18 protein-coding genes, 2 tRNA genes and 1 pseudogene are annotated in these 22,519 nt (G+C 49.3%); 12 read left to right on the forward strand and 9 right to left on the reverse strand.

What is annotated here, in order from left to right; translation table 11 throughout:
• Positions 1 to 34: 34 nt before the first annotated feature.
• Positions 35 to 2,128 (reverse strand): hypothetical protein, encoded by a 2,094-nt coding sequence (locus H6F93_RS21235; RefSeq protein WP_190684985.1) that lies wholly within the window; start codon positions 2,126 to 2,128, stop codon positions 35 to 37.
• A gap of 281 nt (positions 2,129 to 2,409) precedes the next feature.
• Between H6F93_RS21235 and H6F93_RS21240 the strand changes: the two genes are divergently transcribed.
• A complete protein-coding gene (locus tag H6F93_RS21240) occupies positions 2,410 to 3,339 on the forward strand; it encodes a TIGR04168 family protein (protein ID WP_190684987.1) in 930 nt (309 codons plus the stop codon).
• 182 nt (positions 3,340 to 3,521) lie between these two features.
• Positions 3,522 to 3,606, forward strand: a tRNA-Ser gene (locus H6F93_RS21245).
• A gap of 108 nt (positions 3,607 to 3,714) precedes the next feature.
• Here the strand turns inward: H6F93_RS21245 and H6F93_RS21250 are convergent.
• The 3 genes from H6F93_RS21250 to relB all read right to left on the reverse strand — a co-directional run bounded on the left by H6F93_RS21250 (position 3,715) and on the right by relB (position 5,931).
• The gene (locus tag H6F93_RS21250) at positions 3,715 to 4,161 is read right to left on the reverse strand and encodes a response regulator (RefSeq protein WP_242043549.1); all 447 of its coding nucleotides are present in this window, start codon (positions 4,159 to 4,161) and stop codon (positions 3,715 to 3,717) included.
• Positions 4,162 to 4,538: 377 nt separating this feature from the next.
• Positions 4,539 to 4,922 (reverse strand): hypothetical protein, encoded by a 384-nt coding sequence (locus H6F93_RS21255; RefSeq protein ID WP_190645800.1) that lies wholly within the window; start codon positions 4,920 to 4,922, stop codon positions 4,539 to 4,541.
• 499 nt (positions 4,923 to 5,421) lie between these two features.
• Positions 5,422 to 5,931 (reverse strand): type II toxin-antitoxin system RelB family anti-toxin, encoded by a 510-nt coding sequence (gene relB, locus H6F93_RS34765; RefSeq protein WP_190684989.1) that lies wholly within the window; start codon positions 5,929 to 5,931, stop codon positions 5,422 to 5,424.
• 110 nt (positions 5,932 to 6,041) lie between these two features.
• Between relB and H6F93_RS21265 the strand changes: the two genes are divergently transcribed.
• A complete protein-coding gene (locus tag H6F93_RS21265) occupies positions 6,042 to 6,782 on the forward strand; it encodes a 2-phosphosulfolactate phosphatase family protein (protein WP_190684993.1) in 741 nt (246 codons plus the stop codon).
• A 3-nt stretch (positions 6,783 to 6,785) separates the two neighbouring features.
• A complete protein-coding gene (locus H6F93_RS21270; RefSeq protein WP_190645797.1) occupies positions 6,786 to 7,175 on the forward strand; it encodes a RidA family protein in 390 nt (129 codons plus the stop codon).
• A 107-nt stretch (positions 7,176 to 7,282) separates the two neighbouring features.
• Here the strand turns inward: H6F93_RS21270 and pipX are convergent, their stop codons facing one another.
• The 4 genes from pipX to der all read right to left on the reverse strand — a co-directional run bounded on the left by pipX (position 7,283) and on the right by der (position 12,061).
• A complete protein-coding gene (gene pipX / locus H6F93_RS21275) occupies positions 7,283 to 7,552 on the reverse strand; it encodes a transcriptional coactivator PipX (RefSeq protein WP_190684996.1) in 270 nt (89 codons plus the stop codon).
• Between the two features lie 212 nt (positions 7,553 to 7,764).
• Positions 7,765 to 9,249 (reverse strand): anthranilate synthase component I, encoded by a 1,485-nt coding sequence (locus H6F93_RS21280; protein ID WP_190684999.1) that lies wholly within the window; start codon positions 9,247 to 9,249, stop codon positions 7,765 to 7,767.
• A 6-nt stretch (positions 9,250 to 9,255) separates the two neighbouring features.
• Positions 9,256 to 10,188, reverse strand: a complete 933-nt coding sequence (locus H6F93_RS21285) for a CbiQ family ECF transporter T component (RefSeq protein ID WP_190685002.1) — start codon at positions 10,186 to 10,188, stop codon at positions 9,256 to 9,258.
• A 508-nt stretch (positions 10,189 to 10,696) separates the two neighbouring features.
• Positions 10,697 to 12,061, reverse strand: a complete 1,365-nt coding sequence (der, locus tag H6F93_RS21290; protein ID WP_190685005.1) for a ribosome biogenesis GTPase Der — start codon at positions 12,059 to 12,061, stop codon at positions 10,697 to 10,699.
• Between the two features lie 507 nt (positions 12,062 to 12,568).
• Between der and glgB the strand changes: the two genes are divergently transcribed.
• From glgB to H6F93_RS21310, 4 genes and pseudogenes are all read left to right on the forward strand, one after another.
• Positions 12,569 to 14,860 (forward strand): 1,4-alpha-glucan branching enzyme, encoded by a 2,292-nt coding sequence (gene glgB / locus H6F93_RS21295; protein WP_190645792.1) that lies wholly within the window; start codon positions 12,569 to 12,571, stop codon positions 14,858 to 14,860.
• 230 nt (positions 14,861 to 15,090) lie between these two features.
• Positions 15,091 to 15,163: transfer RNA gene (locus H6F93_RS21300), tRNA-Thr, on the forward strand.
• A gap of 303 nt (positions 15,164 to 15,466) precedes the next feature.
• Positions 15,467 to 15,874, forward strand: a complete 408-nt coding sequence (locus tag H6F93_RS21305; RefSeq protein WP_190685008.1) for a hypothetical protein — start codon at positions 15,467 to 15,469, stop codon at positions 15,872 to 15,874.
• A 39-nt stretch (positions 15,875 to 15,913) separates the two neighbouring features.
• A pseudogene (locus H6F93_RS21310) lies at positions 15,914 to 16,264 on the forward strand (SDR family NAD(P)-dependent oxidoreductase); the annotation flags it as partial.
• Positions 16,265 to 16,623: 359 nt separating this feature from the next.
• Here H6F93_RS21310 and H6F93_RS21315 read toward each other — a convergent pair.
• Complete coding sequence (locus H6F93_RS21315; RefSeq protein ID WP_190685015.1) at positions 16,624 to 17,343, reverse strand: response regulator transcription factor; 720 nt, start codon at positions 17,341 to 17,343, stop codon at positions 16,624 to 16,626.
• A gap of 325 nt (positions 17,344 to 17,668) precedes the next feature.
• On the opposite strand from H6F93_RS21315, the gene H6F93_RS21320 reads away from it, so the two are divergent.
• The 4 genes from H6F93_RS21320 (at position 17,669) to H6F93_RS21335 (ending at position 22,497) form a co-directional block, all read left to right on the forward strand.
• Complete coding sequence (locus tag H6F93_RS21320; protein ID WP_190685018.1) at positions 17,669 to 19,063, forward strand: histidine kinase; 1,395 nt, start codon at positions 17,669 to 17,671, stop codon at positions 19,061 to 19,063.
• Complete coding sequence (locus tag H6F93_RS21325; RefSeq protein ID WP_190685021.1) at positions 19,060 to 19,689, forward strand: response regulator; 630 nt, start codon at positions 19,060 to 19,062, stop codon at positions 19,687 to 19,689. The genes H6F93_RS21320 and H6F93_RS21325 overlap by 4 nt, the downstream gene beginning before the upstream one ends.
• A 215-nt stretch (positions 19,690 to 19,904) precedes the next feature.
• Positions 19,905 to 20,576, forward strand: a complete 672-nt coding sequence (locus tag H6F93_RS21330; RefSeq protein WP_190685024.1) for a sigma factor-like helix-turn-helix DNA-binding protein — start codon at positions 19,905 to 19,907, stop codon at positions 20,574 to 20,576.
• A gap of 1 nt (position 20,577) precedes the next feature.
• The gene (locus H6F93_RS21335; protein WP_190685027.1) at positions 20,578 to 22,497 is read left to right on the forward strand and encodes a CHASE2 domain-containing protein; all 1,920 of its coding nucleotides are present in this window, start codon (positions 20,578 to 20,580) and stop codon (positions 22,495 to 22,497) included.
• Positions 22,498 to 22,519 lie beyond the last annotated feature (22 nt).

Genomic DNA, 22,519 nt, shown 5'->3' on the forward strand with positions numbered 1-22,519 from the left:
TGCAAAAAACATACCTTAAAGAAGACTTTAAGGATTAGTAGTCTTCTTCATAACCTTCGTCATATTCATAATCTTCCTCGTAGTAAGAATCGTCGCTTTCGGGAGCGGATTCTGCTTCCCAGGAGTCCCAGATGATTTCTCGTTCGATTCGCCATTGGGCGATCGCCGATCGAGCTTCAGAGTAGAGGGCTCGACCTCGACCAATTTGGGAGGCGACATCGATCGCACCGGAAAGGCTGCCTTCTTCTGCCAGTTCGTAAGCTTCGTTGAGAATCGGGCGATCTTCAGCAATTTCGATTTCGGTGCGCCAGTTTCTAATGGCGGTTTGGGCCTCGTCGTAAAGGGCACGACCAGAACGAATTTTTTCGGCGGCGGCGATCGCTTCTCGGCGTTTGCCTTTCTCAGCCAAGGTTCTAGCTTCATCCAGGAATGGCTGATCCTCAATCGTTTCAATCTGGCTATTCCAGGCGGCGATCGCCCCCTGTGCTTCTCCTCGCAAGACGCGGTTAAGCGGGATGACGCTAGCCTGAGCGATCGCCGCTTTGAGCGCTGGGATGGTGCCAGGTTCTGCCAGTTCGCGGGCACGACGCAAATAGGGGCGGTCTTCTACGCGCTCAATTTCTTGCCGCCAATGGGCGACCAGAGTTTGCGCCTGAACTCGACGGGGGCGATCGGCTCCGACTAATTCTGCCTGTTTGATTGCAGTTTCTAAAGAGAATCGCTGACCTAGACTGGCGCTGAGGTTGGCAAACTGAAGCTGAACCAGGTCGTCTAGTTGAGCCTGCCAGGTTTCACGTTCGGTTTGGGCTTGGCGATAAAGCTCGCTGCCAGGTTCGATTCGGTTGACTGTAGAAAGGGCTTGCATCAACCCCCAAATTTGCTTGAAGGACGGCTCCCACTGTACCTCGCTCCAGCTTGCCAGCCGCTGGGCATGACTATATTGCACCAGAGCGGCTGCATCGGGAGACAGGGTCGGGTCAGGAGGGGCTTGCTGCACCAGGGCGATCGCCGCTTCCAGGTTGCCTTGCTGCCACTGCTGCATCCCAGTTTTGAGGAGTGCCTGACTCCACTGCGTCAATTCGGTTTTGGCTTCTGCCCAGGCGTGGCTGTTGGGGGAAATTTGCTGGGCCAGAGCGATCGCTTCTCCCAGCGCTTTCGGGTTCTGTCGCTTAGCCAGGTTGCGGGCCTCGACAAGCTGCGATCGAGCCTGCTTTTCTGCCAAAATTTGGCTGGTTAGCTGGTCTGCCCGTTGCCGCCAATAGGGATTTTCTAATTGTCCTAGGGCAGAGACTTGCTCAGAAGCTTTATCCCAATACTGGTTTTGCAGGGCTTCCTGGGCTGTCTTGTAGAGTGTTTCTCCCTGTTGCCATTGTTCTTTCCAGTGGGCGATCGATGCCTGTGCTTCCTCGTAAATGGGACTGTTCGGCGGAATGTGTTCAGCCGCTTCGACGGCACCGGGCAGGTCGTTATGGTTAATTTTGTCGTTGGCGATCGTCAGAATGGCTTTAGACCAATTTGCCATTAGCTTTTGCGCCTCACCATGAAGCGGATGATCGTCTGGCCATTGCCCCACTAATTGCAACCCTGCCACTAGTTGGGGCAATTCGCCTGAGCGAATCGCTTCTTGAGCGCAGTAAAGCCGTTCTGAATCTGCTGCAATCGGCGATATCTTTCCACAGTCAGGCAGGGGTGGCAAGGTGGTCAGCCACGTTAGGGCAACAGCCCCCATGCCAACCGAGAGAATGATTGCCCCCAGTCCCAGCATTGACCAGTTCCACGACTTGGGTGAGCGCATCTGCTGACGGCGCGATGCGAAGCCGTTCCCCCTCTGGGGTAATCGCCTTGATCCAGGTTGCGCAATCTGAATTGCATTCTCCGCTTGAGCGGGTTGAGGTGCGTCCGCTTCCTGCGGTTGGCTCACTTCTGCGGGCGGTGACTCAACGGTGCTGCCTACTCCCGCAGGAGGAGAGGCTGGAGCCGTAGCATCAGGGGGACTAATAGGTAACTTTGGCAGCTTCAGCTTGTGCAAGTCGGCTGGTTCGATATTCTGAATTTGCCAGTCGGATGTGTGTTGTGTGTATTGATTTGTCTTTGTCCCCGATCGGCGGTCAAAATACTTCCTCACCATGCCCTTGCCTACGCCTGTGATGCTTCAGAATGGCTTTTTCCAGATGTGTTCATTCAGCATACTCGTCAATCACTCATTGGTCACACGATGGATTGTTTTAGCTGAATTACTGCTGATACTACACGATCCCCGCGTGATCGGGGGTTGAATGCAAAAACAGCTAACGTTGCCTATTCTGGAGAAGGGGATCGTGGATGAATCCCAAATGGGTTGTGGAAGGCGCATCCTTCTGAAGTGGGCCCTCACAACTTGCACATCAGCAGAGGATAAAGGGAGTTGGCATGAGCAGCCAGGGTCAAGCAGAATTACTCACGATCGCAGTGATTGGAGATGTCCATGACTGCTGGGATGCCGATGATGAACTGGCGTTAAAGCATTTGGGCGTGGATCTGGTGCTGTTGGTTGGTGATTTTGGCAATGAGTCGGTAGATGTCGTCCGGGCGATCGCCGCCCTCGGCATTCCCAAAGCCGCCATCTTTGGCAACCACGATGCCTGGTACAGCGCTACGGAATGGGGCAGAAAAAAGTGTCCCTACGACCGCCAAAAAGAAGACCGAGTGCAGCAGCAAATAGATTTGCTGGGGGTAGCCCATGTCGGTTACGGCAAGCTAGATTTACCAAAATTGGGGCTGACCGTGGTGGGAGGTCGTCCCTTTAGTTGGGGCGGCTCTACTTGGAAGAATCAAGAGTTTTATCAAGAACGTTACGGAGTCAGCAGTTTTGCAGAATCGACCGCAAAAATCTTAGCGGCGGCTGAAAGTGCTACTGAAGATGCCCTGATTTTTATTGGGCACTGTGGACCAATCGGCTTGGGTGACAAAGCCGAAGATCCTTGTGGTAGAGATTGGCAGCCGATTGGCGGTGACTATGGCGATCCGGACTTGGCAGAGGCGATCGCTCAAGTCCGTCTGTCTCAGAAAAAGATTCCTCTAGTTTCCTTTGGGCACATGCACCATAGGCTGCGTCACACCAAGACCCAGCTTCGCAAAATGGTTCACACTAGCCCCGAAGGGACGGTCTACCTGAATGCAGCGAGCGTGCCTCGAATTGTCGAGCAAGGGGGCGATCGCCTCCGAAACTTTTCCCTCGTCACGCTTCAGTCAGGCGTGGTTTCGCAAATTACCCTGACCTGGCTCAATCAAGATTTCGACGTGCACTCTGAGCAAATTCTTTATCAGGTTAATCCGGTTGCACAACTTGCATCCACTTAAGAATGACTGATACCAATTCTCTTTAAGGCTGCCTAGTTTGGAGCGTTTTGAACTAGGCAGCTTCATGTAGAAGCGGTATGAAGTGGCAGATTCTTAAGGGTTTAAGACAGAAAAACCTTCCTGTCCTACAATCAGGATGGTTTCGCCAATGCAGATACTCAGGTTAAGATAAGAGGTCTGAAGGAGAGGTGGCAGAGTGGTCGAATGCGCTCGACTTGAAATCGAGTGTACCGAAAGGTACCGTGGGTTCGAATCCCACCCTCTCCGTTGAAATATAGCGATTCTTGCTTGAGTGGACTACAAAGCAGTGTATACAGCAGTGGTACGGTGCGTTACTGCTGTATGCACTGCAATTGAGAATTCCTATACAAGGCTTTAGCTATTGTCCTCATTCTTTTCTGCCTTGCCTCTCCCAACAAGTTTGAGAATCTCTTGAACTAACTCATCTGGGTCTAGGGGCTTGGGCATAAAGCGTTGAAAGCCTGATTCTAATGCTCCTTCAGCGTCGTACTCCCTGGTATAAGACGTGACAGCAATGGCTGGAAGCTCGCTCCATACGCCCTCCAACTGCCTGATTTGTTCAATCAACCAACGTCCATCTTCTTCAGGAAGCTTGACGTTGCTCACTAGAACGTCTGGTCGTCGTTCTCCCAACTTCCCTAAAGCTTCAATAGCAGAGTTAGATAGGATAACCTCGGCTCCGTAGTCTTCAAGAATGAACGTAAATAGTTCAGCAATGTCAGGCTCATCCTCAACCAGAAGCACGGTCAGTCCTGCCAAAATCGCTTGGTGGGTATGGGGTTTAGCTTGCACATCTTTCATAGTCACAGTGGAAAACACACTTGCTCTATCAAGGCTGATCAAGCAGTTTTTCTCTTTCTCTCATCTGGCAGAAATTGCAAAACCTTGGGTTAGAAATTGTGCTCCAATACAGGAGCATGATTGCTCTTTGCTTTGCCCATATCTACCCATAAGGACGGGTAGATCACCGACTATGCCAGAGCAAAAGAAAGCAGGATGATACATCTATACCAAAACCGCCAGCCACGCTTTATAAGGTTGGCATATAAAAAACAAAGCCCTGACCGCGAGGTTAGGGCTTATTGTTTTGAGCCTTAGGTAGCTCATGCCTGAAATCAGGGCAACAGAGCGATCGCCCGTTACGATCCCTTCATTCGGCAACACTAAGCCCCTATAAACTATTGAACCGACTGCAGTTCTGAGTGGGGTTCGGGTTCTAACTCTGGCTCCAGGATCTCGATGCCCATTTGGGTTAGTGCTTCCTGGTGCTCTTCTGGAGTGAGCGAGCGCAAATCAGCCTTCTCCACCCAAAACAAGCAGTAATCCTGAGGCAGTGCTTCTACCATTGTCATGTCATAGGCAACCTCCGGAAAACCGTCTTCTCGCTTCAGCATTTTGTATTCAGGATTGTTTTTGTGAATCAAAACGTACCCTGGTAGCCGCTTAGCGTAGCCTTGATCTGCCCCCACGTACTTAAAGATTCCTCCAGGGCGAATTTCTGTTGTCGGCGTGCGTGAAATTACTAGCCCTTTGCGTGAAACAGCTTTGTATTTAGCATCCACTGGCTAACACCTCCGGGGTTAACCTTTTTATTAATTATAGTATTTTTGTACTAACTGGGTTTTCAGAGGTGGCACTGCGACAAACAAGCGTGAAGTGCTGGAGATGGCGTTGCTGAATGCGGGTATGATTCACGGATCTCAATCCCTTCAGTAGGGGCATGGCATTGCCATGCCCCCAGGGAGTATAGAGCAAGCGATGAAAGGCTTCACTTTGCAGCATTCATACAGGCGAAGTCTGAGACATTGCACTGCAAAGATATCTGCAAAGACATTGCACTGCAAAGCCAGTAGAAAATCGCTGGTCTATTCCAGTAGAAAATTGCTGAATTTTCACCGCACCTTACAGGAGAGTTGGGGGGAGCACACTCTCTATAAGGTAGATAGCTGTAAGGTATGGCTGTGAAAACTGGCTCATCGGGCAGTATTAACACGATACACGCTTATGTGTATCGTGTCAACCGAATGCCGAATGGCTGTCATCCAATTGAGAAGAGGCTGGTTAAGAGTTTTCTGAATAAGTCTGTCCGTTTTCTTCTACATATTCAAAGCCAGCCTGCTCTGCCACGATTGTTAGATGTTTTGAAGTAGACAGACGGGGATCATACACCCTCGTTTCCCAGTCGCTTACCGTTTGCTGTCGCACGCCCAGCTTTTCGGCAAACTCGGTCTGCGACAGTTGCATATGTTGTCGGAGTGCCTTGATTAAGTCGCTGTGCCAGATCACGGTGTCGCCGACGCGCTTCACGATGTACTGAGTTGGCGGTTTGCGAAAGGTGACTTTTCCGGAATCCAGGTCGAGCGCTGCGACCTGGAAGCCTGCGTTCATCCAGGAGGTTGCTTGCAGGGCTCCTTTGCTGCGGTTGCTCCACCAGCCGCGATGGGTGCGGGCAGATTCAGGCAGCTTTTCAGCCATGATTGCTTCAATTTCGGCAAAGGTTAGCGTGACTTCAGGGCGATCGCTCCGAAGCAAGTAGTCCAGTAGTGGCTGATATTTGCTTCCCCCTTTCATGTTTTCCGAGTATGCTCCTACTGATTCACCGAAATAACTTTAATGCTAATTTGCTACCCTAATCACCCTAGAATGGTTTTCGGCAGTTCTCAACCCAGGTGCGCCAACTCGTGAAGCTATTTGTTTTCCATACACCCGAACTTACCCCTAGTGATAACGTGCCTGATTGTGCGATCGCCATTGATGTGCTTCGTGCTACAACGACGATGGCAAGTGCCTTGGCAAATGGTGCTGAAGCGGTTCAGGTCTTTAGCAGCATCGACCAGTTGATGCAAACCAGTGAAGCGTGGCCATCCGACAAACGACTCCGCGCAGGTGAAAGGGGGGGAGCTACGGTCGAAGGGTGCGATTTAGGAAATTCGCCTTTGGACTGTACCCCAGAACGGGTGAGCGGCAAACGTCTATTTATCAGCACCACCAATGGCACTCGCTGTCTAGAGCGCATTCAGAATGCCCCGGTCGTGTTGACGGCGGCGCTAGTCAACCGAAATGCGGTTGTGCAATATTTGCTCAGCCATCAGCCTGAAACCGTTTGGATCTCTGGCTCTGGCTGGGAGGGTAGCTTTTCTTTAGAAGATACGGTTTGTGCAGGCGCGATCGCCCACAGTTTGCTAACTCAAACGGGACTTTCCCTAAAAGAGCTATCTGGTAACGATGAAGTTGTGGGGGCGATCGCCCTGTATACGCAGTGGCAAGACAAACTGCTAGAGTTACTGCACCAAGCCAGTCATGGTCAGCGATTGCTGCGTTTGGGAGTAATTGATGACCTGAAATATTGCGCCCAAACTGATACTTTAGATGTGCTGCCAATTCAGCAAGAACCCGGAACCTTAGTCGCGAAACCGCTGTAGCCCATGCTTGAATTCATTACGCTTCCAGATAACCTGCTGCCGCCTCCAGCTCCCTATTCCCATGCTGTGCGGGCAGGTGATTTTTTGTTTGTAACGGGGCAGTTATCAGAAGATCCAGAAAGTGGCGAGATTATTCTCGGACCCATTGCCGAGCAAGCCAAACGAGTGATGGAAAACCTGAAGCTTGTGCTTGACCATGCAGGCGCGAGCTTTGACACCGTTGTGATGGCTCGTCTGTTTCTCACTGATTTTAGAGATTATGCGGTTGTCAATGAGGTATTTGCGTCTTATTTTGACGCCAGTCGCCGTCCCAGTCGTACCACTGTTGGAGTGATGGGGCTGGCAGGTCAGGGCAATGTAGAAATTGACCTGATTGTTTATTGCGGTAATTGAGCGCAAATTACAACGTTTCTCTAATCTCTAAAAAGAGACTACAGATGAAAGGGCACCCTGCTCCGCAGGGTGCCCTTTCATCTGTAGCCCCTATTCATGTAGGGGGTCTAATGAAAAGTTTGTTTGTATGCCGCCTGAAGCTGAGTATATTCCTGCTGCTGCCCCAGACGGCGCAGATTGCGGAGGCGATTTTCAACCAGAATTCGAGCATCACTGCGACCCACTGGTTCAAACTGGACTCCGCCTGGTCCGGTAGTCACTAGAAAGAACAATCGTTGGGCGTAGAGCGTAGCAAATAGTTCGCGGCTTTCTTCGACGAGACAGACCCTAAACAGCAAACCAAATGTTGGATGATTTAGATAAGTTTCAGTACTCATTCAAATTTGGGCTGTGTGGCAGCAATAGGATCGGGAATTGAGTTAAAGAACGGGTCTAACCAAACGCAAAAATTTAGGAGGTAGATGTCAAAACGCTGGCTGGACATTACTTACCGTTGCTTAATTTATGTCGACTTTGCTACTTTTTCCTAATTTATAGAAATTTGTAGAAAGCCTGATCAAATGTTATCAAAATCAGGGCATTTCTGGGTTTATTTCTCTTGATAAGTCTCGACACTACGAGATTTGATTGCTAGTGCAGCTAGTTGTGCTTGTGCCTTGTGTAGTGCTTCAAACCACTCCAATTCTGGGTTGCTATCTGCTACGATCCCCGCTCCTACCTGCCCCCAGATTACATTCCCTCGATCGCCCGCTGCACCCTCCGTCAGACCTGACAGCGATGAAGCAGGGGCGGAGAGAAGGGTACGAATCAAAATATTTAAGTCCAGGTTGCCGCGCCAGTCCAGATAGCCGCAGGAACCGTAGAACAAGCTGCGGCGGACGGGCTCCAGTTCTTCAATGATCTCCATACAGCGAACTTTAGGACAGCCTGTGATTGTGCCACCCGGAAATAAAGCCCGAATCAAGGCGATCGCATCACAGTCTGAGTGAAGTCTGCCTCTGACATTGCTGACTAAGTGCATCACATGGCTATAGCGTTCGATCGTCAGCAGTTCATCCACGGTAACCGATCCCCATTCGCAGACACGCCCCAGGTCGTTACGCTCCAAGTCAACCAACATGATGTGTTCGGCATTTTCTTTGGCGTTGTCGAGCAGGTCTTGAGCCTGCTGGCGATCGCGCTCTGGGGTGTTGCCTCGCGATCGCGTCCCGGCGATCGGTCGAGTCTGAGCCTCGCGTCCCCGCAATTCTACTAATCGCTCTGGTGAACAGCTCATCATTGCTCCCCACGGAGTCTGCCAATAGCTAGCAAAGGGGGAAGGGTTGATCTGCTGAAGGGCTCGGTAGATTGACCAGTTATCTGCCAGAGTGTGAGTCTCAAATCGCAGAGAGAGGTTTGCCTGAAAAATGTCTCCGGCTTGAATGTATTTTTTAGCCTGAAGAATAGCGGCTTCGTAGTCGGCTTGAGAGGTGTGGAAGTGAGGCTTGGGGAGTGAGGGGGGAATAGAGATTAGGGATTGGGAATTGGCGAATGGAGGGCTTTCTAAGCGTGATTGGAGGGTGTCGAGTTGCGAGGAATGGGTGGCGGCTAGCCAGAGGGTTTGGCTGTGGTGATCGAGGATGGCAAATTGGTCTGGCTCGTACCAGTAGGCAACCGGAAAGGGGAGAGGATCGGGGTTGAGCGAAGAGAGCCGCTCAATTTCCCAGGCAAGGTCGTAGCCCAGCCAGCCCAGCCAGCCTCCGGTAAAGGGAAGTTCAGGATCGGGAATCTCCAGAGTGGTTGAATGCTGGAGTAGCTGTCGCAATTGAGGCAAAATCTTGCCGACAGCGGGTGTCCAGACCTGCGGTTTCCCCTGTTGAAAGCGGGGCGCTCCGGCACAAATGGAGTATCGCGCTAGGGAAGAAGCAGAAGGAATAGAAGTGGCAGAAGGACTTTCTAGCAGGGTGGCGATCGCCCCCACGCCCGTTTCAGCAGCTCCACCTGGACGGTGAAACAGCGCCTCAAATACGTCTGAGCCAGTGCGCTGGTTAAGGGGAAGCGATCGCCAGTGCCAGGGTTGAATCGATTGCAGCATTGCCCCTCACAGATGGCCCCAGAAAAAACGGGCACTCCAAAATGCGCCTGCACCCAGCAGCACTGCCCAATCCAATAGCCGCAGCCGAAACTGATACCAGCGCACCTGATGCTGATTGGGACTGGTAAACCCTCTCACCTGCATAGCGCTAGCAATTTGCTCTGCCCGCAGCAGCAGGTTGTCTAATAGCCGCTCAGAAATCACCAGCCAAATCTGCGTCGTGCCCCGAAGCCCCAATTTTTTCCAGTTGATCGCTCTAGTGCGAACCGATCGCACCAAATTCTGAATTTCCTCCAGTACCAGCGGAATAAACCGCAGCGATAGCGTCAACGTCAGCACGATTTCAGTGACGGGTACGTTAAATCGACGCAACGGCTGCATCAAGTTATCCAGTCCTGCAGTGATCTCTTCAGGCGCAGTGGTTAGCAGATACAAATTCGTACTGTAGATCAGCACAAACATCAGCGTCCCAGCGCGAATGGCTAACTCCAGCGATCGCCGCGTCACCGTAATTCGGGACTGCTCAATCAGCACATATTGATAGCCCGTGGGCTGAGGCAATCCACTAGCTGCCACCTCCACCGCCGCATCTGTAGGTTCTAACGTTGCTTCTACAAAAGCAAGTTCATTCTCGGGCAACCGACCCTGATGACCTACATTTAAGCCGTCTGGAGCCAGCATGGTGACAAAAAACAGCAGGAGGCTAAAGATGATCACCAACCCCATCTGTTGCCGCCAAACCCGAAACGGAATTCGGGTTGCCAGCGTCAACAGCAGCAGCCAGCCAACCAGTGAAAGCCGCCAAATTGGACCCGCTGAAATCGGCGAGAGCAAAAATCCAAATAGCCAGACCAGTTTGATTCGGGGATCAATCCGATGGAGCCAGGTGACGGGTTGTTCGAGATAAAGCCCAATTGGGAGCGATCGCAGCAGATCCATGAGGGTAATTAGGGACTAGGAGGAGGCTGGGGGCTAGGGAAGATCACGGAATTGTAGAACGGTAGTAGTACGGCAAGTCTAAAGCGTTGGGTTTCGCTCTGCTCCACCCAACCTACAGATCGCAGAACCGTAGGTTGGGTGAAGCGCGGCGGAACCCAACAGAGGAGATGGGCTTAACCTGCCCAATCCTGCGGCTGTGAGAGTTTGGCATCGTTAAGTCTCTGTCTGTGCAATGTCTAAGTTTCACAAGCTCAGTCCAGTCTACAGCGTTGCAAACATTGGGCAATTTTTCAAAGAGAAGTCGCCAAAAGGGCATTGCACAAATTGAGAATGATGCGGAAATTCCTAGTATGCGAATTGCCCACTGTAAGGACACGGCATTGCCTTGCCCCTACGAAAATCATTCGTCAAATGTGTAACACCACCAAAAGACTCTAAAAAGCAGAAAAGTAATTCCCTCCTGCTCTTTGCGTCCTTCTCCCTCTTTCCCCAGTTCCCAGCCCCAGATTCACCCTTTAACCTTCGTTGCCCGATTCGCGCCTCGCTCTAGTTCGCGCATTTTCTTGCCGCGCCAGAGGAGACGAACAGGGGTGCCATTGAAGCCAAGGCTTTGGCGAAACTGGCGCTCGATGTAGCGGCGGTAGTTGTCGTTAAACAGCTTGGGATCGTTGATGAACAGGGCGATCGTTGGGGGTTGACTGGTCACTTGAGTGCCGTAGTAGATTCTGCCCTGTCGTCCCTGTCGGGTTGTGGGAGGCGTGTGCCACTTGACCGCGTCTTCCAGCACCTCGTTAATGACGGAAGTTGAAACGCGACGCTTATGTTGTTCTGCAGCAATGTTGACCAGTTCCAGGATTTTTTCTACCCGTTGTCCGGTCATGGCACTGACGTAGATCGTTTCAGCCCAGTCGGTGAAGTGCAGTCGATCTTTCACCGTTTTTTCGTAGGCATAGATAGTGTAGGAGTCTTTTTCGACAGCATCCCATTTGTTCACGACGACGACACAGGCACGTCCGTCTTCGGCAATTCGTCCGGCTAGCTTTTGGTCTTGTTCGGTCACACCGTCTATGGCATCAATCACTAGAAGCACTACATCAGCCCGTCGAATTGCTTTAAAGGCACGGTTGATGCCAAAAAATTCAGGGCCGTACTCGACCTGCTTCTTTTTACGAATGCCTGCGGTGTCAACCAGGCGATAGATTTGCCCCTGACGCTCGACCACCATGTCGATCGCATCGCGAGTGGTGCCCGAGATGGGGCTGACGATCGCACGAGATTCTCCAACAAAGGCATTCAACAGGCTAGATTTGCCCACGTTGGGGCGACCGACGATCGCCACTCGAATCTCGTTTGTTTCTGGCAATTCTTCTGTAGCGGGCAGATACATCATTAGTGCATCCAGCAAATCGCCTGTGCCGCTGCCATGAATGCCAGAAACCGCGTAGGGTTCGCCTAACCCCAAGCTCCAAAATTCTGCCGCTTGCACTGCTCCCTGCTCGACCGATTCGCATTTGTTTACCGCAAGCAGTACAGGAACAGTCTGATGCCTGAGCCAAGTGGCGATCGCTTCATCAGAAGCATTTGGACCCTCCTGACCATCAACTACCATAATCGCCACGCTGGCTTCTGCGAGAGCTGCCATTGCCTGCTCTCGAATCAACGGCAGAAATTCGGTGTCGTCGTCAAAGACCAGACCGCCTGTGTCTACGACTGAAAATTCGCGATCGCGCCAAAAGGCTTCTCGGTAGGTGCGATCGCGGGTCACTCCGGGTTCATCGTGTACGATCGCATCCATTCCCCCTGCCAGACGATTGACAAGCGTAGACTTGCCCACATTGGGGCGACCGATAATAGCAACTATAGGCAAAGACATATAAAAATCCGCCAGCCCGTCTGGCTGTTAATTCCTCAATACTTCATTCTAGTGCAGCTTCAACAATGCTGTTTTACCTGGAAGCGCTGGCAATTGCCCAATTCAGCAATGCCTCAAAATCTTTATCACAGTTGTTGACCTAGCACCACTACTATAGAGACGCAGAGGCAAAAGAGATGCGGAGACGGATTTTCCAATATTTCTCCCATGCGACATTTGAGACTTTAACCGCTATTTGCTACGGTTTATTACAGATGCTTACATATTCTTTATACTTTCCTCCTTTCCTTAGATGGATGACATCTAACTGACCCCATCCGCCAGGATTGCATCCCTAGACTGATGTGAAGACTGGCTGGATTTAGTTTTATCAGCAGTAGTGGCAGGTTCTAAGGGTTTCCCTATTCCTGTATTAGTAAGCAGCTAAGTTAAACCCAAAAGAGTAATCTTTTATTTTTGAAGTCCCTTTAACCTCTGTTCAACAACTCGATTTAGGTAGGTAGTTTCATGTCGATGACTGTCGCTCCAGAGCAGATCGAACGGATTGTTTGGAACCAGCACCAAGACCCGTTTGAGGTTTTAGGTCCCCACCGAATTCAGGACAACGGCAAAGCTGTCTGGGTGGTGCGGGCTTATCTGCCTGATGCCAGCGCAGCATGGGTGGTATTGCCAGAAGAAAGGGCCGAGTACCCAATGCAGACCGTGCATCATCCGCACTTTTTTGAATGCACTTTAGAACGCCCTGAACTTGCTAATTATCAGCTTCGCGTTAAGGAAGGGGAGCATGAGCGAGTCATCTATGATCCTTATGCGTTTCGATCGCCCCGGGTAACGGACTTTGATATTCACCTGTTTGCCGAAGGCAACCACCACCGAATTTATGAAAAGTTAGGCGCTCACCTGACCGAAATTGAAGGGGTTGAAGGCGTTTATTTTGCAGTCTGGGCACCGAATGCGCGAAACGTCTCCGTTTTGGGCGATTTCAACTATTGGGATGGTCGTAAGCATCAGATGCGCCGAGGTTCGAGCGGCATCTGGGAACTATTTGTGCCCGGGCTAAAAGTTGGTGACTGCTATAAGTACGAGATTAAGAATGAGACGGGTCATATTTACGAGAAGTCTGACCCTTATGGATTTCAGCAGGAAGTGCGTCCTAAGACGGCTTCTATTGTGGCGGATTTGGATCGGTATGAATGGGGCGATCGCGATTGGATGGAACAGCGTCGCCACTCCGACCCCCTGACTCAGCCGATCTCAGTTTACGAAGTTCACCTTGGCTCTTGGCTACACGCTTCAGCCGCCGAACCCGCCAAATCTCTCACAGGCGAAGACGAACCCGTCGTTATTGTGGCAGAACTTAAGCCTGGAGCACGCTTCCTGACCTACCGAGAGCTAGCAGATCGGCTGATCCCCTATGTCAAGGAGACGGGCTTTACCCACATCGAGCTACTGCCAATCGCTGAGCATCCGTTTGATGGTTCCTGGGGCTATCAAGTGACGGGCTACTATGCTTGCACCTCGCGCTATGGCAGTCCGGAAGACTTGATGTACTTTATCGACCAGTGCCACCAAAACGGCATTGGCGTAATCGTGGACTGGGTGCCCGGGCACTTTCCTAAAGACGGACATGGATTGGCTAACTTTGACGGCACCCACCTATACGAACACGCCGATCCCCGTAAAGGTGAACACAAAGAATGGGGAACGCTAGTATTCAACTATGCCCGCCATGAGGTGCGTAACTTCCTGGTTGCCAATGCCCTGTTCTGGTTTGACAAGTACCACATTGACGGCATTCGGGTAGATGCGGTTGCCTCCATGCTTTACCTTGACTACTGCCGCGAACCCGGTGAATGGCTGCCGAACCAGTACGGCGGACGAGAAAATATTGAAGCAGCCGATTTCCTCCGCCAGACCAACCATACTCTGTTTAGCTATTTCCCTGGAGCGCTCTCGATCGCCGAGGAGTCGACCTCCTGGCCAATGGTTTCCTGGCCCACTTACGTTGGCGGCTTAGGCTTTAACCTGAAGTGGAATATGGGCTGGATGCACGACATGCTCGATTACTTCAGCATGGACCCGTGGTTCCGCCAGTTCCACCAAAACAATGTCACCTTTAGCATCATGTATGCGTTCAGCGAAAACTTTATGCTGGCGCTCTCCCACGATGAGGTGGTGCATGGCAAGAGCAACATGATCGGCAAGATTCCAGGTGACGAATGGCAGAAATTTGCTAATTTGCGCTGCCTCTATGCCTACATGTTTACCCATCCGGGTAAGAAAACACTGTTTATGAGCATGGAGTTTGGGCAATGGAGCGAGTGGAATGTCTGGGGCGACCTGGAATGGCATTTGCTCCAGTTCGAGCCGCATCAAAAGCTGAAGCATTTTATTACCAAGCTAAATCAGCTTTATCGCGACGAGCCAGCTCTGTATACGCATGACTTTAGCTTTGACGGCTTTGAATGGATCGACTGTAGCGACAATCGCCACAGCGTCGTTTCCTTCATTCGCAAAGCTAAGGACTCTGAAGATTTTGTGGTTACGGTCTGCAATTTTACCCCCCAGCCCCATTCCCACTATCGGGTCGGTGTGCCTCAACCTGGTTTCTATACAGAGCTGTTTAACAGCGACGCGCGGGAATATGGCGGTAGCAACATGGGCAACTTGGGCGGTAAGTGGGCAGAGGAATGGTCTTACCACAATCGCCCTTACTCGATTGATCTGTGTTTGCCACCGTTAGGCGTACTAGTGCTGAAGCTTGATAAGGCAAAGACTGAGGCGGCAGCGCAAGGGTAAAAGATGAAGTTGTAGCGGTTTACTCAAATTTGGAACTCAAAATCCAACATTGGTGAAAATCACCCAACTAGGTGAGCCGTTGGAATGAGGCGATAGACCATCGGTTGCCGTTACCTTAATAACTGTAAGTGACGTTGATTGAACTAACCCAGCAAGGGGCTGCTGGGTTTTTTTATTGGAAGGCGATTTTGTTGGAAGGCGATCGCCCAATTTGATATATTAGTCATATTGCTGGTGTAGCTCAGTTGGTAGAGCAGCTGATTTGTAATCAGCCGGTCGCAAGTTCGAGTCTTGTCACCAGCTTTCGCCAAAATTCATAAGCGTCAAGAGTTTCGGGTGTGATTTGGAGGGATGTCTATCTTCTAAATCGCACTCAATTCTTTCAATTTCTGCCCTAAATTTAAGCCAAACTTAAGCCAATCTCTGATTGTAATCCGTTAAGCTTCAGAACTACGGATCAAAGGAAATGGAGCAGAAAAGAAAAAGTTGTCTCTATTTTCTTCTTCTTATTCTTTTAAACCATTGTAATCACTGGGTTTTGGGCTAAAAACACCCTGTCTCTATTTGCGTCTCTACGTTGTCTCTGTGTCTCTATTTCGATTGGACATGAACATTCAAGAGGAAGTCCGAAAAGCCAATGCCAGATTGAAAGCAGCAAAAATGGGAGTTGCCCTACAGCTACGGGGCGATCGCATTAGCCTGATAGCTACGCTGCTGCCAAAAACAGACTCAATCAAAACTAAGGATCATCAGCAAAGGATTCCGTTGGGCATATATGCTAACCATCAAGGGCCTAAACAAGCCGAGGCTGAGGCAAAGATGGTAGCGCTAAATTGGCTGCGAAGACCTTTGAATGGGCTGATTACCTGGATTCTGCTAGCGGTTCTTCTTCTGCAACGACGTGCGGAGAATGAATTAAACAATTTAAAGATCATATCCTTGCTACCAGCATTCACGAGAATGACCCTAAAGCAGCCGACAAGCTGTGGCGATGGTTCTACAATGTTGGCTTAGCCGCCTCAACCCTGCGTCTGAGAGCGCAACGGTGGCGGTGCGATCGTCAATATGATGTCAGTGGTAGCCGTTGCTAATGCACTTGTATTTAGCTGCTACAGTGCTTCCAAAGACGCGCTCCATTCCTTAACCCAACGCATTCGCGCAGAACTGGCACAGCAGGGAACGCAAGTGATTGGTGTATTCCCTGGACCGGTCGATACGGCAATGGCTGAAGCCGTTCCTGCAGAAAAAATTGCTCCGAGCGAAGTAGCTAAAGCCGCTTTGCAGGCAATTGAGACAGGAATTGATGATGTCTATCCCGATCCAGTTTCTCAGAGTGCATTCTCTGCGATCGCCGATCCCTTGAAAGCCGTTGAAAAACAATTTGCGGGTTGGATGCTTCAATAGGTCAGCCATCGCTATTCAGTGAGTCATCTGATTAACGGACTCTGTCAGAACTGGGTACTCAATTTGAGCCTGGGTGGATGTGGGATTGAGCGAGAAGCGAGACATGGAATCCGCAAAAGCATTCTTCGCTCAATCCTATGAGGTCGCACAGTACCTTCCCGCAACGAGTAGCAACTGATGAAAACACCTGCTATCTCAGAGCGATTGAGGAAGAACTGGAAGAAGCGGTTGAACATGAGGTAGGAGATTGCAGAGAGAATCTGATTGAGCAGAGTCATCAAGAGATAAAGCAACGCTGCTACTTAACAAAGGAAAGGAGAGGAAAGATACTTTTATGAAAAAGAGGCAATATTTGATACTCAGTCCTGACAATTTCCGTAATACAGCCTGTACCCGACTCCATACACAGTTTGAATTAGACGCTCCTGACTATATTGTTCTAACTTGAAACGTAATCGGCAAATGTAAGCTTCAACCACGTTAGAAGATACATTGTACTTCGATCCCCAAAGATGCTCCATCAGTTCATATCGAGGAACGACCTGCTGATAGCGAACCATTAGATATTTGAGTAAGTCAAATTCTTTAGACGTTAATCTGATCTCTTGGTCGCTCCAATGCACTTCGCGTTTCTGATAATTCAATGTCAACTTGTCAAACTGTAAAATAGGTGGTTTTTCCTTATGGACGTAGCGCAAGCGTACCCGAATCCTGGTTAATAGCTCTTCAATCTCAAATGGATGATAGATGCAGTCATCAACTCCAGCCTCGAACCCAGCGTTAGAGTCAATCAGCTCATAAGTAGAAGCTAATAAAATAATCGGTACTTGGCTTAACTGCCGCAAGTAACGACAAATATCAAGACTCACTAGGGTTGAGTGCCGTCCATCTAAAATCACAAGGTCGGAATGCATCTTGTGAGTAGTGAGGAGTGTCAATTTGTTGCTATCGAGCGTATCAACCTGATAGCCTTGCCGACAAAGTTCTATTTTGATTGCATCTACTGTCGCACCTTGCCCAACTATCAAAATATGAGTTAATTCTACCCTGCTTGAAGCATTGGGGAGACGGGGTTGCATTCGTCTTGTACTCCATTCTAGAAGCAAGCTGTACCAGTTTTCTCTGTATTTCTATTACGTTAGGGTTTAGATAACATCTACATAACCTGGGCTACAACGATTGATCTAGTTTCTGAAAGCTTACAAAGTCAGATGCTACATGTCACCCGCTTGTAGGATTATTGTGGCCCTTTCAAAACGCCAAGTTTGACCTACTCCTAAGGATGGGTTGATCCCTCAACTTTTGATTAGTCTTTGAGTTGTTAGGTTGCGATGGGCGAGTGAAGGGTTGTGGCTAGATTGGCAGTTAGGTAAGAGTAGAAGTGAATAGGTTTATTGTAAAACTGTGTCAAACTCCCACTCCGAACAGGATCAACAGATTGCTCAACTTGAGGAACGCATCGCTGCCCTAGAGTCGGAGAATGCAATGTTGCGATCGCAACTCACCTCCTCACAATCGCTTACCTCACCCTACAATTTAGATCTGGAAGCAGCCTATGCTGCACTGCAAGCAGAGGTGCTCGAATACAGGCAGCGGGAGGAATCTATCCACGAGCAAGAGCAAGCCGCACAAAAGCGAGTTGTAGAACTTAGTGAAGCAAACAAAGTTCTGCAAGCTTCACTGCGAAAATTGGCAGAAGAACCAGAGTTAGAAAAGTTTTTGGGACATCTGTTAACGGTTTGTACCAAACGGTTTGCAGCTTCAGAAGCAGGGCTTTGGCGCTATGAGGAGGGCATCTTTCGCCTGTTTGTCTCCTACGAAGATGACAGGATTAGACTGCGATCAGAGGCATCTCATCCCGGTGGCAGTCTGGAAGTGGCTAAGAAAATTCGGAATCAAGATATATTGGCTCACTTGCGAAAACGTGAGATTGTCGCAGATTACGAGGAAGATTTTGAGACTCAACCTGCCTACGAGCAGTATCGAGATTACTTTAAACAGCGGCAGATTAAAGCGGCGTTGAAAGTTCCTATGTTTTTAGATGACGAGCTGCGGGGAATCCTGGTGCTGCGATTTGGCGATCGCCACTGCTTTACTCCAGAGGAGGCTGAACTCGCTCACGCTCTGGCTAACCAAGCGGTACTGGCTCTAGAGCTAACTCGACTGGCAGAAGAGGCTCAACGGGCAGCGATCGCCCAAGAACGTAACCGTTGGGCAGGCGAGATTCATGACACGCTGGCTCAAGCTTTCACAGCGATTTCGATTCAACTGGGTGTAGCGAAACGCATCGCTCAACATAGCCCAGATGAGGTGTCACAAATTCTCGACCGCGTCATGGAACTTGCGAATACAGCCCTATCTAAAGCGCGGCAGTCAGTTTGGGCATTGCATCCAACAGCAGAAGAATTTGCCGACCTAGCTACAAAGCTCTCCCAATACGTTGAACAAATGACTCAAGGGACTGACATTCAAGTTCAAATGCAGATTGTAGGAGACCCTCGTCTACTTTCTCCACTAATTGGTAAAAATTTGCTGCGGGTCGGGCAAGAAGCTATCACCAATACGCTTAAACACGCCTGTGCGACTCAACTTCAAGTGATGCTAACCTACGAGGCTGAATGGGTCAGTTTATGCATTCAAGACAATGGGCGTGGCTTCTTATTTCCTAATGATACGGGTGGTTTTGGACTGATTAGTATGTCTGAACGAGCCGATCGCATTAACGGCAATTTGACTATTCAGAGCCAACTAGAACAAGGCACTAATATTTGCATTCAAGTACCTTTGGAGTCATCATGATACCCTCTAAGCCGATTCGGATTTTGATTGTTGATGACCATCCTATTGTTCGTAATGGCTTAGTGCTGATGGTCAAGTATGAATCAGGCATGGAAATGGTAGCTGAAGCTAGCACTGGCATTGAGGCGAGCGCCCAATTTCGTGAACATCAACCCGATGTAACCCTGATGGATTTACGTTTGGGCGACATGAACGGCGTAGAGGTAATTGCCAAGATTCGCCAAGATTCGCCTAATGCCCGCATTGTCATTTTGACAACTTATGATACTGACGAAGATATCTATCGGGGACTGCAAGCTGGGGCAAAGGGCTATATCCTTAAAGATGCTCCCCTGGATGAATTGCTCAAAGCAATTCGCACGGTTCATATGGGGAAACAATACATCCCGCCTGAAGTCGGCGCAAAACTCGCAGAACGGTTGAGTCATCCTCAGTTGAGCGATCGTGAACGGGAAGTGCTGCAACTAATGGCACAGGGCAAAAGTAATCAAGATGTTGCAGATAGTTTGCACATTGCAGAAAACACCGTCAAATATCATGTAAACAATATCTTAAGTAAATTAGGGGTGAGCGATCGCACTCAAGCTGTACTCCTGGCGTTGAAGCGGGGTATTGCAAATTTGTAGGGACACCCCGCTTCAACAAAGATGGTATTGCGCTGATCTGTTTTGAGGTCTTGAAATAATGCTTAAGTTCACCGTTATCTTATGCTTTAAAGTTGCCAGTTAGAGTAGACTGCCAAGATGAGAATGAGACGGGGGCGATTGCCTCTCTAGGTTCTGCTGCTTAGTGACTTACATTCCTTGTTCCCATATCTCACCAGCAACCCTCTATTCTGTCTATGCAGTCAAGCAGCGCCAATCCAACACTACGTCGATTTCTGGTTATTGATGACCACGAAGCTATTTTGGAGGGCACAGTTCCTGCGCTTCAGACAAAGTATCCAACGGTTGAGATTTTAACGGCAAAAAGTCAGCAAGAAGCAAAACAGTGCATCAAACGATGTTGCCCAGAGTTTGTTGTAGTTGATCTCGGTTTACCTGCCTCTCCTGCTACTGTTCCCAGTACTGAAGTTGGGCTTCAACTTCTAGAGTTACTCATGCGTACTGATCCAGCACCTAACCTCATGGTGTTGAGTGTTAATGTGAAACCTTTGCTACGGCTTAAGCCTGCTATTCATATTTATGAAGGTGGCTTTGTAGCATTGGATAAATCCCTGCCGGTTCGAGAGATGTTGAAGTATGTAGATTTAGCCTTACGAGGTTCAATTTATTTACCTTCAGAGGTGCGATCGCGCCCAGAGTTCGACCGACGATGGCTGGAAGTTCTAATGCTCAAATATCAGGAGGGCTTGTCTGATAAAGCGATCGCAGAACGGATGGGAATCAGCGATCGCACCATTCGCAATTATTGGCTTAGAATTCAAGATGCTCTGAATGTTTATGATCATCCTAATCAAGATTTACGGATTCAGATTCAGATTGCAGCCCGAAAAGTAGGTTTAATCAGCTGATGTGTTAATTGCGCTCTGGCAACGGTTTAGACAACAGGCAATCGTTTGGTGTGAAGTTGCTTTGCCAGGGCTACTGATCATCGTCCTTGTGCTGCTAATTCGCTGGACTGGGCTATTACAAATTCAAGAATGGATGGCATTCGATTCCCTATCAAGCCGCTGCTCCTCTTCAACGGCGGAGCATTTCATTGTGATTGTGGGAATTGATGAAGCAGATCTCGATAGGGTTGGGGGCTTCCCTATTCCCGATCAAACACTAGTAGATTTGCTAAAGACACTACAACGTTATAGCCCCGCTGTGATTGGGCTAGGTTTGTTTCGAGATATGCCCGTACAGCCTGGGCACGACGCGCTTGCCCAGATGCTTGCTCAAAATTTAAACCTGGTTGGGGTTGAGATGGCATTAAATCCAGAACCAAGCTTAAACATTAAGCCACCCTCTATGCTGCCATCAGAGCGAATTGGTTTTGTTGATGTTAGCGTCGATGAAGATGGCAAACTACGCCGAATGGTTTTGGCAAGTCAAACTGAGCGAGGAATGCTGTATTCGTTTGCACTACAGCTGGCGCAGAGGTATCTTGCAAGTCAAAATATTCCATTTCAAGCTGAAAACTTCACCAGTAAATCAATTCAATTGGGTACCTCTGAGCTGAGTCAATTTCAAGCTAGCTCTGGAGGTTACATTCGGGCTAAAACAATGGGTCATCAAGCACTGTTTAATTTTTGTGCCGCCCAGAGCCTCTTTCAAACGCTCTCATTAACCGATGTTCTACAACAAAACTTTGCACCAGAGTGGATTCGCGATCGCATTGTGATCATTGGAATGACTGCTCCCAGCGTCAAAGATGTGTTTTTTACCTCTGCTTTGAGAGAAACGTTATCGTCTCGCCTGATTAGTAGACTAATTCCAGCAACTCAACTCATCTATGGCGTAGAGGTACAGGCTCATGCCGCAAACCAGATCATTAACATAGCACTTACACGACAGCCCCAGCTTCGAGTTTGGGCTGATGCTTGGGAGTATCTGTGGATTGCCTCTTGGGGATTGCTAGGAATTATGTTAGAAATCCTGCTGCAATCTCCCTGGAGAAGCGTATTAAGCCTTGTGGTCGCCACAGCTATCCTGATCGGTATTAGCTTTTTTGCCTTAATCCTTGGATGGTGGATTCCTTTAGTGCCAGCGGGACTAGCACTGAATGGAGCCGGATTGGTTACAGCTTTTCTAGAGCGTAACCTACGGTTTGAACTGGAGTATCGTCGCGTTGCAGTTGAACGGATGTATGAAGCCATTCACAATGGTCCATTACAACATTTGGCTGTTGTCCTCAGAAGTTTGGACGAGAGCAATTCACCTGGAGAGTTACAGCAGCAATTACAGTCTCTGAACGAGGAGCTACGCAGTATTTTTCAACATATGCGGCAGGAGATGTTAACCCGCAGCGACAGACTTTATCTGAAAGGAAACCTGATTCTAGATCTACAAGCCCCAATTTCAGAACTGCTTTATCAAGTCTACAACTATACCCTGGAGATACAGGCTCCTGGTTTCGTTGACATTCAAACCTATATTTCACCCGATTTTGAAGTTCTCAAGCGTAATCATTTCAGTGTCAAACAAAAACGAGGATTATGCCTATTCCTGCAGGAAGCGTTGTGGAACGTGGGGAAGCACGCAATAGGTACGACTCGTTTAGATGTAATGTGCCTCCGGGATGGAAATAATTACGTATTGCGAGTCACTGATAATGGTTTGGGTTCTGCATCTGTTCACGAAGGACAGGGAACGAAACAAGCAAAAGTTATTGCTCGGGAACTAGGAGGACGGTTTCAGAGGCGATCGCATTACCCCAAAGGAACAATTTGTGAACTCATTTTTCCCATGCAAAGGAACTGGTTAAAAGGTTGGGTAAGAGTTCAATAGGGTAACTTGAAAAGACTTATTA

The sequence above is a fragment of the Leptolyngbya sp. FACHB-671 genome (assembly GCF_014695745.1).
Taxonomy (GTDB): Bacteria; Cyanobacteriota; Cyanobacteriia; order Elainellales; family Elainellaceae; genus JAAUTN01.

Excerpts from the sequence above, each read along its gene's own strand:
- relB (WP_190684989.1), bottom strand. The coding sequence starts at position 5,931 with ATGAAAGGGGGAAGCAAATATCAGCCACTACTGGACTACTTGCTTCGG.
- H6F93_RS21235 (WP_190684985.1), bottom strand. The coding sequence starts at position 2,128 with ATGGTGAGGAAGTATTTTGACCGCCGATCGGGGACAAAGACAAATCAA.
- H6F93_RS21280 (WP_190684999.1), bottom strand. The coding sequence starts at position 9,249 with ATGCTGCAATCGATTCAACCCTGGCACTGGCGATCGCTTCCCCTTAAC.
- H6F93_RS21240 (WP_190684987.1), top strand. The coding sequence starts at position 2,410 with ATGAGCAGCCAGGGTCAAGCAGAATTACTCACGATCGCAGTGATTGGA.
- H6F93_RS21305 (WP_190685008.1), top strand. The coding sequence starts at position 15,467 with ATGAACATTCAAGAGGAAGTCCGAAAAGCCAATGCCAGATTGAAAGCA.
- der (WP_190685005.1), bottom strand. The coding sequence starts at position 12,061 with ATGTCTTTGCCTATAGTTGCTATTATCGGTCGCCCCAATGTGGGCAAG.
- H6F93_RS21330 (WP_190685024.1), top strand. The coding sequence starts at position 19,905 with ATGCAGTCAAGCAGCGCCAATCCAACACTACGTCGATTTCTGGTTATT.
- H6F93_RS21325 (WP_190685021.1), top strand. The coding sequence starts at position 19,060 with ATGATACCCTCTAAGCCGATTCGGATTTTGATTGTTGATGACCATCCT.
- glgB (WP_190645792.1), top strand. The coding sequence starts at position 12,569 with ATGTCGATGACTGTCGCTCCAGAGCAGATCGAACGGATTGTTTGGAAC.
- H6F93_RS21315 (WP_190685015.1), bottom strand. The coding sequence starts at position 17,343 with ATGCAACCCCGTCTCCCCAATGCTTCAAGCAGGGTAGAATTAACTCAT.
- pipX (WP_190684996.1), bottom strand. The coding sequence starts at position 7,552 with ATGAGTACTGAAACTTATCTAAATCATCCAACATTTGGTTTGCTGTTT.
- H6F93_RS21270 (WP_190645797.1), top strand. The coding sequence starts at position 6,786 with ATGCTTGAATTCATTACGCTTCCAGATAACCTGCTGCCGCCTCCAGCT.
- H6F93_RS21285 (WP_190685002.1), bottom strand. The coding sequence starts at position 10,188 with ATGGATCTGCTGCGATCGCTCCCAATTGGGCTTTATCTCGAACAACCC.
- H6F93_RS21250 (WP_242043549.1), bottom strand. The coding sequence starts at position 4,161 with ATGAAAGATGTGCAAGCTAAACCCCATACCCACCAAGCGATTTTGGCA.